The 15228-nt window shown below is 48.9% G+C and carries 10 protein-coding genes; all 10 read left to right on the plus strand.

The window, feature by feature from the left end; all coding sequences use genetic code 11:
- The first annotated feature begins 236 nt into the window (after positions 1–236).
- The 10 genes from SERAS12_RS07900 to SERAS12_RS07945 all read left to right on the plus strand — a co-directional run bounded on the left by SERAS12_RS07900 (position 237) and on the right by SERAS12_RS07945 (position 15194).
- Complete coding sequence (locus SERAS12_RS07900) at positions 237–3224, plus strand: DUF4214 domain-containing protein (RefSeq protein ID WP_013812205.1); 2988 nt, start codon at positions 237–239, stop codon at positions 3222–3224.
- Positions 3225–3607: 383 nt separating this feature from the next.
- Positions 3608–5374, plus strand: coding sequence for a type I secretion system permease/ATPase (locus tag SERAS12_RS07905; protein ID WP_013812206.1), 1767 nt, complete (start codon positions 3608–3610; stop codon positions 5372–5374).
- A gap of 56 nt (positions 5375–5430) precedes the next feature.
- Positions 5431–6762 carry an HlyD family type I secretion periplasmic adaptor subunit gene (locus SERAS12_RS07910; RefSeq protein WP_013812207.1) on the plus strand — a complete coding sequence of 444 codons (1332 nt, stop codon included), beginning with the start codon at positions 5431–5433 and terminating at the stop codon, positions 6760–6762.
- A gap of 2 nt (positions 6763–6764) precedes the next feature.
- Complete coding sequence (locus tag SERAS12_RS07915; protein WP_013812208.1) at positions 6765–8141, plus strand: TolC family outer membrane protein; 1377 nt, start codon at positions 6765–6767, stop codon at positions 8139–8141.
- A gap of 301 nt (positions 8142–8442) precedes the next feature.
- Positions 8443–9867 (plus strand): mannose-1-phosphate guanylyltransferase/mannose-6-phosphate isomerase, encoded by a 1425-nt coding sequence (locus SERAS12_RS07920; protein WP_013812209.1) that lies wholly within the window; start codon positions 8443–8445, stop codon positions 9865–9867.
- A 15-nt stretch (positions 9868–9882) separates the two neighbouring features.
- A complete protein-coding gene (gene cpsG, locus SERAS12_RS07925; protein ID WP_013812210.1) occupies positions 9883–11250 on the plus strand; it encodes a phosphomannomutase CpsG in 1368 nt (455 codons plus the stop codon).
- Positions 11251–11364: 114 nt separating this feature from the next.
- Positions 11365–12381, plus strand: coding sequence for a UDP-glucose 4-epimerase GalE (gene galE / locus SERAS12_RS07930; protein ID WP_013812211.1), 1017 nt, complete (start codon positions 11365–11367; stop codon positions 12379–12381).
- 399 nt (positions 12382–12780) lie between these two features.
- Positions 12781–13314, plus strand: coding sequence for a dTDP-4-dehydrorhamnose 3,5-epimerase (gene rfbC / locus SERAS12_RS07935; RefSeq protein ID WP_004942423.1), 534 nt, complete (start codon positions 12781–12783; stop codon positions 13312–13314).
- On the plus strand, positions 13314–14180 hold the full coding sequence (rfbD, locus tag SERAS12_RS07940; RefSeq protein WP_013812212.1) for a dTDP-4-dehydrorhamnose reductase: 867 nt from the start codon (positions 13314–13316) through the stop codon (positions 14178–14180). The genes rfbC and rfbD overlap by 1 nt, the downstream gene beginning before the upstream one ends.
- A 171-nt stretch (positions 14181–14351) precedes the next feature.
- Positions 14352–15194 carry a glycosyltransferase family 2 protein gene (locus tag SERAS12_RS07945; RefSeq protein WP_013812213.1) on the plus strand — a complete coding sequence of 281 codons (843 nt, stop codon included), beginning with the start codon at positions 14352–14354 and terminating at the stop codon, positions 15192–15194.
- Positions 15195–15228: the final 34 nt, after the last annotated feature.

Below are 15228 nucleotides of genomic sequence, written 5' to 3' on the forward strand. Positions count from 1 at the left end.
CGTAGCCTGATTCTACTTATCTTATCGCACCGTTAAAAATGAAGGGATTACCCATTGGTAGCTGTGTTCTATTATCAATGTTTCTCATATGGTTATTGGTTTGGAATGTTTTTTTTTGCAGTAGGGTATTTATTATTTTTATGAATCTTGACAGCTAAAGTAACCTGTACTTAACTTAAATCGCAGTTTGTGATTTTTTAATTTATCGTCCATCATATTGAATGACTGGGGGTTTTATGGCTTCTTTAGCGGTTCAGACAAATGTTGTTGCTCTTTACTACGCGATACTGGGACAGAAAGCGGGGGAGGCCTTTTTTGACTTGCAGGCTCAGAATATCCAGTATGGCTTACAATCTACAAGCGATTTTGTTAGTGCCACTCTGGCATCCAACGATGGGCAAACATTATATAGTGGAAAATCAGACTCTGATATTTTGACGACTATATATACTAAAGTCTATGGGGCTGCGCCCTCTGGGGCGGTACTGTCTGGTTATTTGTCTAACGGTAATACGTTAGCTCAAAATATTGTATCATTAACTGTTGATTTAGTTACTTATAATGGTTTTGATAACACTATATTATCACAACAGCAAACTTTCCAGCAGACTTTGAACACGGCGCTTTACGCAGGGGATGGGGCTGCGACAGGGCTAGGGGGGACGACTGTTAAAGGTTTAGCTTACATCATGGGGACCTATCCAACAGATACTATACTTCAAACCTATGGTACTGGTATCAATGGCGGGACTGTTTCCGAGGCAGATACTGCAACTGCATTATTACAACTTAGGCCAGGGTTAGTAACTGCCACTGCCAGTAACTTTGTGAAAAGTATCTTTAAAGCTGGTTTTTTACGTGATCCTACTACTTCAGAGCTTAATACCTATTTAAATGAACTTACAAGTGGAACAAGCAGAGCTCAAGTTATCGCCAATGTCTATGATTCTTTAAAATCAATCACATCGGGTGCGGATCTCGCCGCTAAACAAAAGCTGGTGCTAAGCTCCCCGAGTTATAATGACGGATATCTCCCTTCGAGTACCGCAATTAAAGAGCAGTTGGCTTCCATCTATTTGTCGGTTTTCGACCGTGGGATAGATGCTTTAGGGTTAAGCAGTTTTTCAAGACAACTTGAACGTGGTGCCAAAACTGCTGATGGTATAATTAAGGAAGCCTTGGTATCACGTGAGTTTGGTATCCATTTCCCGCAAGGGATTACGCTGAATGACTATATTCAGCTAATTTATAAAGATGTACATGGTGTTGCGGGTACTGCCGCTCAACTGGCACCATACGTTGCTTTGGGTACTAATAAGTCTGCCATTACTCTCGCTATCATCAATGATTTACGTAATTCAACGGCAACAGATACCACAACTGTAACCCAGCAACACGGGTTTGAATTTGATATCGGCACCAGCTTGTTGTACAAAACTGCAGCCTCCCTGAGCACAACAGCGGCTGGTGGCAACGCCACAGGGACCGTTAACACTGGGGCTTCACATCAGATCAGTAATGCCGAAACTGCGGTATTGACCGATGTCCTGCTTGCCGCCAATGCCGCCAGCGTCGTTAACCTGAAGTTCGCCGATCATCTGGCGAATCTCACCATTAACGGCACCAGCGCAGCAACGGTTAACCTGTCAGACAACGGGGTTAACCCGGGTGTCGATATCACCGTAAATAACGGCACCGTTATTCTTAACGCCAGTTCTGGTGCGGATGATGTGCTGGTTACTGCTGCTGCGAACGTTGGTCTCGCGACCTCAACCGCCAAGTTCAACCTGGGCGAAGGTAACGACAGCCTGAAATGGCTGGGTAACGCCGCTGTTGGTGGAGCCAATACGGTAAGCGCGAACATTCAGGGTAACGGTGGTAACGGTATTGACACTATCTCAGCCAACTTTATTACCAAAAACGTCGTGATGTCAGGCAACGCCGTTGTGCGTACCGCGACCATTAGCAGTAACTCTTCTCAGTTCAGCAATTTCGAGAAGTTGGATCTGGCGGGTTATATCGGTAAGGCAACGGTCAACACCGGCTCAACTGCGGCAAACCATACCTTTGACTTTGGTGTGTTAACCGGTAATGCAATCTCAGAATCCAGCACCACAGGGCTGACCAATAACGTCGTTCAGGCTGCAACCTCCAACATCGGTTCACAAGGCTTCGTACTCTCTGGCCTGGCTGAAGCGGTGAAAGTGATTAACGCCGCCGGCGGTAGCTCGGCACAGTTGGAAGTTACGGGTAATGCGACTGCGGCAAGCAGCGTGGAAATTACTTTCCTGCAGAATGCGACCAATCACTTTGATGTTAATTTTACCGCTACAAGCTCTTCGGATGTGAATGCAGGCTCTCTGGCGTTAAACAGCAGCAGTAGCCTGTTGTTCCCAACGGCATTGACCGACGTGAACATCGCTTCCGGTGGTACCGGTAACTTTGACAATATTTTGTCGCTGACCGGGACCAATGCTCAGGTACAAAACATCACCGTTACCGGCGATCACTTGCTTGACCTGACTCTGGGTAGCGGTTACAGCAACGTCCGTGATATCGATGCATCGGCCAATACTGGCGGCCTGAATCTTGATTCAAGCCACGGCGGTACCGGTGACGGTATCATTGTTCAGTTGCTGAACATTCTGCCACTGAGTGCTGTCACTACCGCGCTGCTGGCGCCTGTTCTGACTGCCCTGGGTCTGAATGGTTACCAACTGACAGTGGAAGGCTCTACAGCTGCCGATAACCTGGCGGCGATCGGCAATACCACGTTGACCGGTGGGAGTGGTGCAAATACCTTCGAAGCGAAGGCCAGTAATACTCAGGCTGGTATTACCATCACCGATTTTGACAGCACCAAAGACAAAATTGTCGACGTTGCTTCTGCCTTGACAATTTCCAGCGATACCAGCGGCACCGCGGTAGCGGATTACGGTACCCGTGCTTCCGATACTCTGGATGCCCTGCTGGGGACTTTGGTTGGTGGCTTGACCAACGGCGTTATTGGCCTGTTGGGTGGTATCCTCGGTTTGGATAGCAGTAACTCACTGACCGCGAAAGTGGGCGTAGCGTCTGTGGTGTTCGGCGGGAGCGGCGATAACGCCAGTTCTTATGTGATTATTGATAACAACAATAACCACACTCTGGATACCAACGACAGCGTTGTTTACCTGACAGGTCAAAACCACCAACAACTGATCGATACTCTGCATTACGCGTGAGTGTAAATTCCGCAGAGTAATAGTTTCCATTGAAACTGTTAGTTGTTAAATAATACGGGGAGGTTAAATCTCCCCGTTTTTTATTTGTGAGCAGTGTCATCATCTCTGACTTATCTCTCTACTGAGTAATCCCCCTTTATTCATGCTGCCTTTCATCTTGTTGTTTTAACTGGTTTTAGGTTAATTGGTTGCGAGAGGTTTTTTTCGTGTTCCACCTTGCCGATATCCACTTTCTCTACCTATAGTTAAAAAAAGTATCTGCAGTCTCGAGCATGTTTGGGGTGAGTCTTCTTTAGGATTTTTTTGGTTTTCCCCTTTAGGAATTTCCTTAGAAGAAATCAATGCGGATTGGGCTGACAGTGCACATGATGTAAGGGCAGAAAGTGAACCAATTTATACCGCGCAATGAAATTGCGGATGTTATACGGACACGCAGCAAAATTTTCTGGACCGTTGGCATATTTACCGCATTTATTAATTTGTTAATGCTCGTTCCCTCTATCTATATGCTCCAGGTTTATGACCGGGTGCTTCCGTCGCGTAATGAGATCACATTGCTGATGCTAACGCTGATTATGCTGGGTATGTTTGGCATGATGGCGTTATTGGAATATGTCCGCAGCATGGTGGTTATCCGTATCGGCAGCCAGTTGGATATGCGTTTGAATACCCGTATTTATACTGCGGCGTATGAGGCAAATCTTAAAAATGGCTCTTCCGATGCAGGACAGATGCTGGGTGATTTAACTACCGTTCGCCAATTTCTTACCGGCAGCGCTTTGTTCGCTTTCTTCGATGCACCCTGGTTCCCGATCTATCTGCTGGTTATTTTCCTGTTCAACCCTTGGCTTGGCTTGTTTGCGCTAGTGGGGTCGCTGTTGCTGATCGCCCTGGCGGTTATCAACGAAATGGTTTCCAAGAAACCTTTGGGCGAGGCGAGCAAGCTGTCCATCATGTCCAGCAGCCTGGCGAGCACCAACTTGCGTAATGCCGAGGTGATCGAGGCATTGGGCATGTTGCCTAATCTTAAACAGCGCTGGTTTACATTGCACCAGCGCTTCCTCAATAGCCAACGTGTGGCCAGCGAACGCGCCACCACCGTTACCTCAATCACCAAGTTTGTTCGTCTCTCGCTGCAATCATTGGTGCTGGGGTTGGGCGGATGGTTGGCGATTGACGGCCACATTACTCCCGGAATGATGATTGCCGGTTCTATTCTGATGGGGCGCACGCTGGCACCGATTGAACAGGTGATCAACGTCTGGAAAAGTTGGAGCTCAGCCAAGCTCTCCTATCAACGCCTGGTAAAATTGCTTGATAAGCACCCGCCGCGTGGTATGGGCATGTCGTTGCCTCGGCCTGTAGGCGTTATCTCGGTAGAAGGCGTAACCGCCACGCCGCCGGGGTCCAAAGCGGATGCGGTATTGCATAACGTCAGCTTTGCCATTCAACCGGGCGACGTGCTGGGGATTATTGGGCCAAGCGCTTCCGGTAAATCCACGTTGGCGCGTTTGTTGGTCGGTATTTGGCCGGTAAGCGAAGGCATTGTACGGCTCGATAACGCCGATATTTATCAATGGAACAAAGACGAGTTGGGGCCCTATATCGGCTACCTGCCGCAGGACATTGAACTGTTCGCCGGCACCATTGCCGAGAATATCGCGCGTTTTAACGCTATCGATTCAGAGAAAGTGATTGAGGCCGCCAAACTGGCTGGTGTACATGAACTGATTCTGCGTTTCCCTAATGGTTATGATTCGGTTATAGGCAACGGTGGCGCAGGGTTGTCTGGCGGGCAGAAGCAGCGCATTGGCCTGGCGCGTGCGTTGTATGGCGATCCTTCTCTGATCGTGTTGGACGAACCTAACTCCAACCTGGATGATGCCGGTGAAAAGGCGCTGAATCAGGCGATTTTGTTCCTTAAGCAACGCAATAAAACGGTGATTTTGATTACCCATCGAACCAATCTGCTGTCGATGACCAGCAAATTGTTGTTGCTGGTGAACGGTACCGTCAATGCATTTGGCCCAACTCAGCAGGTGTTGCAGGCGCTGGCGAATGCTCAGAAGGCGCAGACTCCACAGCAGGCGGTTCGCGCAGTCAATTCCGAGCCGGACGAAGGCAATATCCCAAAAACTCAAATTAATTAAGCTGTGAACTTGCCGGGCGGCGCTGCAATGCGTCGCCTGCAGTCAAAGGAGTTGGTATGTCTACGCAAATTGGCGAGCCGCAAGACTCGTATTCAGAGCAGATCCCTCAGGACGAGCGGCGTTTCACCCGCATGGGATGGTTAGTGGTTGGGTTTGGCCTGTTTGGCTTTTTCGCCTGGGCAGCATTTGCGCCTTTGGACAAAGGGGTTGCGGCACCTGGGTCCGTTACCGTCTCCGGCAACCGTAAAACGGTGCAGGCGCCGGCCAGTGGCATTATCACCAATATCGCTGTTAAAGAAGGTGACAAGGTGAAAGCCGGCGAAGTGCTGGTGCAATTGAGCCAAGTGCAGGCACAGGCTCAGGTCGCTTCGTTGCGGGACCAGTACTACACCACGCTGGCTTCGGAAGGGCGGTTACTCGCCGAGCGAGATGGATTAAGCAAAGTCACTTTTTCCCCCGTTTTTGAGCAAATCAAAGATCAGCCACGCGTTGCCGAAATTATTGCATTGCAAACGCAGTTGTTTTCTTCCCGGCGCCTGGGGCTGCAAAGCGAAATTGACGGCTATAAGCAATCAATGGATGGCATGCGTTTCCAGTTAAAAGGCCTGCAGGACTCACGGGTTAACAAACAGATCCAGCTTTCCAGTCTGCGCGAGCAGATGAACAGCATGAAGCAACTGGCTGCGGATGGCTATTTGCCGCGCAACCGCTATCTGGAAGTTCAGCGCCAGTTTGCCGAAGTGAACAGCAGTATCGATGAAACCGTTGGGCGGATTGGCCAGGTGCAAAAACAGTTGCAGGAGTCTCAGCAGCGGATCGATCAGCGCTTTGCCGATTATCAGCGTGAGGTCAGAACCCAGTTGGCGCAGACCCAAATGGATGCCAGTGAGTTCAGAAATAAGCTTGAGATGGCAAATTTTGATCTCGGCAATACGGCCATCACTTCGTCGGTAGATGGCACCGTGGTCGGATTAAGCATCTTTACTCAGGGGGGCGTCGTGGGAGCGGGTGACCACCTGATGGACGTTGTACCCAGCCAGGCTACGCTGGTGGTGGATTCTCGCCTGAAGGTAGAGTTGGTCGATAAAGTATACAACGGGTTGCCGGTGGATTTGATGTTTACCGCCTTCAACCAAAACAAGACCCCGAAAATTCCGGGAACGGTGACGTTGGTTTCCGCCGATCGGCTGGTGGATAAGGCCAACGGCGAACCCTACTACCAGATGCAGATCACGGTAACACCTGAAGGCATGAAGATGCTGAATGGGGAAGACATCAAACCAGGTATGCCTGTTGAGGTGTTCGTGAAGACGGGGTCGCGCTCACTGTTGAGTTATCTATTTAAACCTATTTTGGATCGCGCTCATACTTCTTTAACCGAGGAATAATTTTGATTCAATTTAAACGACAGGTTGCTGGCCTTGCTATCAGTACCCTCTTGTTTGCGATATCTGCGCCGGTTCATTCGATAGGGATTCTAGACGCATATTCGCTGGCACTTGAAAAAGATCCGACCTTCCGGGCGGCTATAAAAGAGAAAGAGGCAGGAGACGAAAACGAAAATATCGGCAGGGCGGGGCTGCTGCCGAAGGTATCGGGCAATTACCAGAACTCGCCGAGAAACTGGCAGACGCAAAAATATCCTGCGAGTGACATTCTTGGCAATGTTAGCGAAGTTACCCAGCGCAGGCAGTATCGCAGCTATTCCAGCTCGATTACGCTGACGCAACCATTGTTCGATTATGAAGCTTATGCGCGTTATAAAGCCGGCGTGGCGCAAACACTGATGTCAGATGAGCGTTATCGCAGCAAGTTTCTGGATTTGGCGGTGCGGGTGATTTCCGCCTACGTGGAGGTGGCTTATTCGAAAGACCAGATCGCGTTGGCCTCTGCGCAAAAGGCGGCTTATAAAGAGCAGTTGGCGCTGAACGATCGTTTAATGGGGGCCGGTGAAGGTACCATTACCGACGTTTCGGAGACCCAGGCCCGTTATAGCCTGGCCGAGGCGCAGGAGATTGAAGCGCGTGATGCGTTGGATGCCGCTCAACGCGAGCTGGAGACGATTATTGGTGTCCCGCTCAACCAACTGGATGAGCTTCAAACGTTGCGCCCAGGAAAATTCCAGGTGGCACCGCTGATCCCTTCAAGGTTTGAAGAATGGCAAAAGATCGCCCTGGAAAATAACCCGACGTTGGCGGCGTCGCGCCACGGCGTTGATGCGGCGAAGTATGAAGTGGAAAGAAATCGTGCAGGTTTTATGCCCCAGGTGCAGCTTTACGCCTCACATTCGGAAAATGACTCCAGCAGCGATAACACGGTTAATCAAAAATATCGCACCGACAGCATTGGCGTGCAGGTCAGCGTACCCATTTATGCCGGTGGCGGCGTTTCGGCGTCAACCCGACAGGCTGCCGCACGCTACGGACAGGCGATGTTTGAAATGGATGCCCAGACGGGCAGCACGCTGAATGATTTACGCAAGCAGTTCAACCTGTGCATCAGCAGCCGCGCCAAGCTAGCTGCCTACGAGTTGGCGGTCAAGTCGGCAACCACTCAGGTCACGGCTACCCGGCAAAGCGTGCTGGCGGGGCAACGCGTCAACGTAGATGTGCTTAACGCGGAGCAACAGTTATACAGCGCGCAAAAGGACCTGGCGTCGGCGAAATATACCTATATCAAGGCTTGGATCACCCTGCTAAGTGATTCAGGTACCCTGGATGAGCATGATGTAAAGCGTGTGGCGCAGTATTTTTCCTATAATCGCTAGAGAATTTCCGCTGTGTAGTGACCATGAGTATTAATCTGAAAGAGCAGCGCTAAGCTGCTCTTTTTTGCATGAATACGTTATGTTAGCTGTCAATAGTGCTTCTATCGTCACCCAGGATGGCCCATTTTTCGATGAATGTACTCGCATACCTCTTTTGAGCTCCAGCTGGCTCTGGGGAAGCGTTGATTTTTGCATAACAAACGTAACTGTTATGTAGATGAAGGGTTTTATAGTGAAGGGTTCGGCTGGCGATAAATGGCGCTCTCGTTTATGAGAAAGACAACTGAGTAAAGGGTTAATAATGGCAAAACTAATTCCTGTGGTTATGGCTGGCGGTACTGGTAGCCGGCTGTGGCCGCTGTCACGCGAATCGTTTCCTAAGCAGTTTTTATCCATTGATGACAGTGGATTTAGCCTGTTGCAGCAGACTTTGCAACGTTTATCCGGGCTCGATGGTGTGGAAGTCGCCGCCCCATTGGTTATTTGCAATGAGGGGCATCGTTTTTTAGTCGCTGAACAACTGCGTGAAATCGATCAACTTGCGACCAATATTATTTTAGAGCCCGTTGGGCGTAACACGGCACCTGCAGTGGCGTTGGCTGCACATTTGGCGGCAGAAGAAGACGAAGACAGCATGCTGCTGGTGTTGGCCGCCGACCATCTGATTAAAAAAATTGATAATTTCCACTCGGCGATAAAAACTGCAATTCAACATGCCATCGAAGATAATTTGGTGACATTTGGCATTATTCCTGGGCATCCGGAAACCGGTTACGGTTATATCAAGCGCGGTAAGGCTCTTTCTAACGAATGCTTCAAGGTTGACTCGTTTGTTGAAAAACCTTGTCTGGAGAAAGCTGTCGAGTATCTGGAATGTGGCGACTATAGCTGGAACAGCGGCATGTTTATGTTTAAAACAGCCAAATTCTTGCAAGAACTGAAACAGTTTAGCCCGGAAATATTTAATACTACGCAACAGTCCGTGGCTGACAGCCAGCGTGATATGAATTTTATCCGCGTCGATCAGGAAATATTCAAGCACTGCCCAAGCGACTCCATTGACTATGCAGTTATGGAAAAAACGCGTGATGCGGTGGTCATTCCTATCGATGCTGGTTGGAGCGATGTGGGATCTTGGTCATCTTTATGGGAAGTTTCCGAAAAAGATGGCTTAGGGAATGTAAACGTTGGCCAGATTATCTCCATCGATTCCAACAATAACTATATTTCCTCGGATTCTGCTCTTGTGGCGACCATCGGTTTGGATGATTTGATCGTAATCAACACCAATGATGCGTTGTTGATCTCGACTAAAGATCGCGTTCAGGATGTCAAAAAAGTGGTTGATGAACTGAAGAAACGTAATCTTCATCACTTCCGCCAACATTCCTCGTCTTATCGCCCATGGGGCAAGATCTGCGATATCGACAGCGGCGAGCATTTCCAGGTCAAAAAAATCATTGTCCGTCCTGGAGAAGGGCTGTCAGTACAGCGTCATCTTCATCGCGCAGAACACTGGGTGGTTGTCAGTGGTACGGCAAAAGTGAATGTTGAAGATAAAGAATTCTTTTTATCGGAAAATCAATCCACATTCATCCCGGCCGGCAGCGTTCACACTCTGGAGAATCCTGGGAAAATCGATCTTGAAATTATTGAGGTTCGATCAGGATTTTACCTTGAAGAAGATGACATTGAGCGTTTACACGATCGGTATGGCAGAGTTTAATTAAAGGATTTGGCGATGGAAAAGTTAACGTGTTTTAAAGCTTATGACGTGCGCGGTAAATTAGGTGAAGAACTGAACGATGATATTGCCTACCGGATAGGGCGTGCTTATGGCGAGTTTTTGAAGCCAAAGACCATCGTTTTGGGCAGTGATGTGCGTCTGACCAGCGAAAGTTTGAAGCTGTCTCTGGCAAAAGGTTTACAGGATGCCGGCACCGACGTTATCGACATAGGCATGACCGGGACTGAAGAGGTTTATTTTGCCACCTCGCATCTGAAAGCTGACGGTGGCGTGGAAGTGACGGCCAGTCATAATCCCATCGACTATAACGGAATGAAGTTGGTTCGCGAAGGTTCACGCCCGATCAGCGGGGATACCGGATTACGGGCAATCCAGGAACTGGCGGAAACCAATCAGTTCCCTGCACCAGCCGCTACGCGCGGTAGCTATGTGCGTCAGGACGTGTTGGCCGATTATGTTCAGCATGTGCTGTCTTATGTGAATACCGAAAACTTTAAGCCGTTGAAACTGGTTATCAACTCAGGCAACGGTGCGGCCGGGCATGCAATCGATGCGATTGAGGCATCTCTTAAGGCCCTGAACGTCCCACTGGAGTTTATTAAGGTCCATCATCATCCGGACGGTACATTCCCGAATGGTATTCCTAACCCGTTATTGCCCGAGTGTCGCGCAGATACTGCCAATGCCGTGCGTGAACACAGTGCAGATATGGGGATCGCGTTTGATGGCGACTTCGATCGTTGCTTCCTGTTTGATGAAAAAGGCGATTTCATCGAGGGTTACTATATTGTTGGCCTGCTGGCGGAAGCTTTCCTGCAAAAACAACCAGGGGCAAAAATCATTCATGATCCGCGCCTTAGCTGGAACACTATCGATGTTGTGAATAACGCTGGCGGCGTGCCGGTGATGTCAAAAACGGGTCATGCTTTCATTAAAGAGCGTATGCGCTCAGAAGATGCCATTTATGGTGGTGAAATGAGCGCCCACCACTATTTCCGCGATTTTGCTTATTGCGATAGCGGCATGATTCCGTGGCTGCTGGTGGCTGAACTGGTCTGTGTCAAGGGCCAAACGCTGGGGCAACTGGTGCAGGACCGGATTGCAGCTTACCCATCCTCAGGAGAAATCAATATCAAACTGTCGCAGCCGGCAGCTTCAATTGAAAGCGTGAAGCAACATTATCTGGCCCTGGCCGGTGAGGTAGATTACACCGATGGGATCAGCATGGAATTTGCCGATTGGCGCTTTAACTTGCGTTCATCCAATACCGAACCGGTGGTTCGTCTCAACGTTGAGTCACGTGCGGATGTAGCGTTGATGCAAGAAAAGACAAACGAAATTTTGGCGATGCTGTCTCGCTGATGTCATGACCACGATGTTGCATCAGAACAGGGCTGCTATTTGCAGCCCTGTTTGTTTGAATGAACGTCATGGGATTTGTATCTTGAGCGCCATTGGCGCGTGTAAGGAGTTGTTATGGCAATTTTAGTCACCGGCGGTGCAGGCTATATTGGATCTCACACCGTATTGGTTTTATTGGCACGCGGCGAAGATGTTGTTGTGCTGGACAACCTGTCGAATTCATCAAAGGAGTCGCTGCACCGTGTTGAACAGTTGGCGGGAAAAGCGGCGACTTTCTACCAAGGGGATATCCAAAACGGAGAATGCCTGCGTCACATTTTTGATGAGCATGATATTTCATCGGTGATTCATTTTGCCGGGCTAAAAGCGGTGGGGGAGTCGACCCGCAAACCGCTCGAATATTATCAAAATAATGTTTCCGGCACGCTGGTATTGCTCGAGGAAATGCGTCGGGCGGGGGTACATCAATTCATTTTCAGTTCTTCCGCTACGGTCTATGGGGCTAACTCCCCGGTCCCTTATGTTGAAACTACCCCGATCGGCGGCACGACGAGCCCTTACGGCACATCAAAGCTGATGGTGGAGCAAGTTTTGCAAGATTTCGCCAAGGCGGAACCGCAGTTCTCTATTATTGCCTTACGCTATTTCAATCCGGTTGGTGCCCACGAGTCGGGGATGATCGGTGAAGATCCAAATGGCATCCCCAACAATTTGTTACCTTACATTTCTCAGGTTGCCATCGGCAAACTAGAAAAGTTAGGAGTATTTGGCGGTGATTACCCGACGAAAGATGGCACCGGGGAGCGCGATTACATCCATGTGATGGATTTGGCCGAAGGGCACCTGATGGCGATGGATCATCTGAAAAAAGTTGATGGTTTCAAAGCGTATAATCTGGGCGCTGGGATAGGGCACTCGGTATTGGCCATGGTGAAGGCTTTTGAGAAAGCATCAGGAGTAAAAATCCCATACCAAATTTTGCCTCGTCGCGACGGAGACCTGCCAGCGTTCTGGGCTGATGCCAACCTGGCGCGTCAGGAGTTGGGTTGGGAAGTACGCCGCGGGATTGATGATATGATGCGCGATACGTGGAATTGGCAAAAGAAAAACCCCCAGGGTTACCAGTGCTAAGAGGGGAAGCAGGTCTGTACTCTCTTGTATGGACCTGCTGTCTTTGCTAGGTAATGGGTAAATGTTATTTCATAAAATGTAAGCAGACACACCGTTTGTGTACGTTGCAGAACCGAGGTTTGCATAAAACAAATTAAAAAACAATTAGTTGAAGGTTTTTTTTGCGAGTGGGTGAAATCATTGCGCATTTTTTTTACTTTATGATATCGGATGTTTTGGCTAATTGTGCTAGTCTCGCACCCCTTCGCAGACCATATATTATTTGTGTCATACGTCCGTGAGTTTTGTTTAAGGTTCGTTCAAAAACACCTTAAAATGAAGTGTAGACTCAGTGATAGCGCGTGTTCATAAGCATAATTCGGGGTCTCTGGGTAAAAGTTTTTTGTGAGCAGGTTCCTAATGAGAGTAATAGAGACGCAGGTTGCAGGTGTAAAGCTAATAGAACCCAAGGTTTTCGGTGATCACCGCGGTTTTTTCATGGAAACTTTTCAGAAAGATCGTTACCAGGAAGTGTTGGGGATAGATGTCGATTTTGTACAGGACAACCACTCCCGTTCCTCACACGGCGTTTTGCGTGGGTTGCATTTCCAAACGGCAAAACCTCAGGGTAAGCTGGTTCGTGTAGTACGCGGTGAAGTCTACGATGTTGTTGTTGATATTCGTCCCGACTCGCCGACGTTCAAGAAATGGGTAGGCGTTTACCTGTCGGAAGAAAACAAAAATCAGCTTTGGGTGCCGCCGGGTCTTGCCCATGGGTTTGTTGTTGTTTCGGAATCTGCTGATTTTGAATATAAGTGTACCGATTACTATGATCCGAGTAATGAGGCTTGCCTGCTTTGGAACGATCCAGAAGTAGGTATCGAATGGCCAATCAGCGAGCCACTGCTGTCCCCGAAAGATTTGCAGGGAAAACTACTCAGAGAGCTTTTTTAATGCGTGTACTTTTGACCGGCGCTGCGGGGCAACTCGGGCGTTGTTTTATCGATCGCCTGCCGGAAGGTTGGGTGCTGATGGCGACCGACAGTCAGCAATTGGATATCACCGATCCAAGTGCCGTATCCAAGGCAGTTGCTGAGTTTAAGCCTGATGCTGTTGTCAATGCCGCCGCGTATACTGCGGTAGATAAGGCTGAGTCAGAACCGGAACGTGCCAGAGCGATTAATGCCGATGGGCCTGGCTTTTTAGCTGCCGCAGCGGCAATGCTGAACATCCCTTTTGTACACGTATCAACCGATTATGTTTTTGATGGTACTGCGTCAGAACCCTATTGTGAAAATACACCCTGTTCACCAAAAAGCGTTTATGGTCAGACCAAGCTTGATGGCGAGCATGCTGCCCTGAATGCTAATCCCAAGACCATAGTGATAAGAACTGCTTGGGTATTCAGTGAATACGGTAACAACTTTGTAAAGACTATGTTGAGAGTGGGAGCACAGCGAGGAGAGCTCGGGGTAGTGAGCGATCAGTATGGTTGCCCAACTTATGCCGGCGATATTGCGGCCGCTGTCGTTGCCATGCTGTCGAAACCGCAAGTGCCTTGCGGTATCTATCACTACTGTGGCGATAGTGCGGTTTCCTGGTTCGATTTTGCGCAAATTATCTTCGAAGAGGCGCAAGCTTGCACCCTGTATCCGCACCAGGTGAAAGTTAATCCTATTGCGAGCCATGAATATCCGACTCCTGCATCACGCCCTGCTTACTCGATTCTCAGCACTGACAAAATCTGCGCTTTGAACCTTAGACCAAGCCCTTGGAAACAACAGCTTAAAACTGTGCTCCGTAAGATTTTATCGCAGTAATGATCTTTCAATTGGATGAGATTAAAGGGGATAATGTTATCCCCTTTGACGTTTTTGTTTATAGGTGAATCATTTGCCCCTCATCTCGATCGGCATTGAGCCTTATGACCACCCAGATAGCATGACTTTTTGTTACTGCAATAGATTATGGGTTGAGGAAGTAGATACAGCATGGCTGTAGAACAAGAAAAATTTCAGATAGTTGCATCTATCGTGCTTTTTAACCACCGCTATGAGCAAGTGGAGGAGACGCTGACTTCGCTCCTTAACGAACAGTGCGTTGGTCAAATTGTCCTGATCAATAACGGTGGGGCCGATTGGGCCGCCAACCTGGGAAATGATCGCATAAGCTACATCCATTCTGCGGTAAACGGCGGTTTTGGGCATGGGCACAACCTGAGCATGAAACGCTATCTCGACCGCTGTGATTATTTTCTGATCTGCAATCCGGATATCAGTTTTAAAGCTGGCGCGTTAGCGCGTTTGCATCATTTTGCCTGCGAGGGTGGGCATCAATTCGTTTCCCCACGCATATGCTATAGCGATGGTCGCTTCCAGCACAGCTGCCGATTGCTGCCGACACCAGTGAATTTGCTGCTGCGCCGTTTTATACCCCGCATGGGGGTAAAACTGGATGTTTCCTATGAATTGCAGGGGGCAAATTATGATGAAACTTTTGCTGTGCCAACCGTATCGGGCTGTTTCATGTTGATCACGTCATCGCTTTTGAAAAAACTTGGCGGTTTCGACGAGCGTTACTTTATGTACCTGGAGGATGTGGATCTCTGCCGCAGAGCCTTGTCACATACTGAGATCATCTATTTTTCAGGCTCGACAATCACGCATGTCTTTGGCAAAGGGTCCTATGAGAGCCTGATTTTGTTGGGCCATCATGTGCGTTCGGCAATAGCCTATTTTAACAAGTGGGGATGGTTTTTCGATCGTCAACGCTGCCATTATAACCAACAGTGCTTAAAGAGTATTCCTATGAAAGAAGACACCCGTAGTCTGTAACATTCATAGTAAATAGATGTTTAGCCGCCGGCAT

Origin of the sequence: Serratia sp. AS12 (assembly GCF_000214195.1) — a bacterium.
In the GTDB taxonomy this organism is placed as follows: domain Bacteria; phylum Pseudomonadota; class Gammaproteobacteria; order Enterobacterales; family Enterobacteriaceae; genus Serratia; species Serratia plymuthica.

Excerpts from the sequence above, each read along its gene's own strand:
- SERAS12_RS07900 (WP_013812205.1), top strand. The coding sequence starts at position 237 with ATGGCTTCTTTAGCGGTTCAGACAAATGTTGTTGCTCTTTACTACGCG.
- SERAS12_RS07910 (WP_013812207.1), top strand. The coding sequence starts at position 5,431 with ATGTCTACGCAAATTGGCGAGCCGCAAGACTCGTATTCAGAGCAGATC.
- SERAS12_RS07920 (WP_013812209.1), top strand. The coding sequence starts at position 8,443 with ATGGCAAAACTAATTCCTGTGGTTATGGCTGGCGGTACTGGTAGCCGG.
- cpsG (WP_013812210.1), top strand. The coding sequence starts at position 9,883 with ATGGAAAAGTTAACGTGTTTTAAAGCTTATGACGTGCGCGGTAAATTA.
- galE (WP_013812211.1), top strand. The coding sequence starts at position 11,365 with ATGGCAATTTTAGTCACCGGCGGTGCAGGCTATATTGGATCTCACACC.
- rfbC (WP_004942423.1), top strand. The coding sequence starts at position 12,781 with ATGAGAGTAATAGAGACGCAGGTTGCAGGTGTAAAGCTAATAGAACCC.
- rfbD (WP_013812212.1), top strand. The coding sequence starts at position 13,314 with ATGCGTGTACTTTTGACCGGCGCTGCGGGGCAACTCGGGCGTTGTTTT.
- SERAS12_RS07945 (WP_013812213.1), top strand. The coding sequence starts at position 14,352 with ATGGCTGTAGAACAAGAAAAATTTCAGATAGTTGCATCTATCGTGCTT.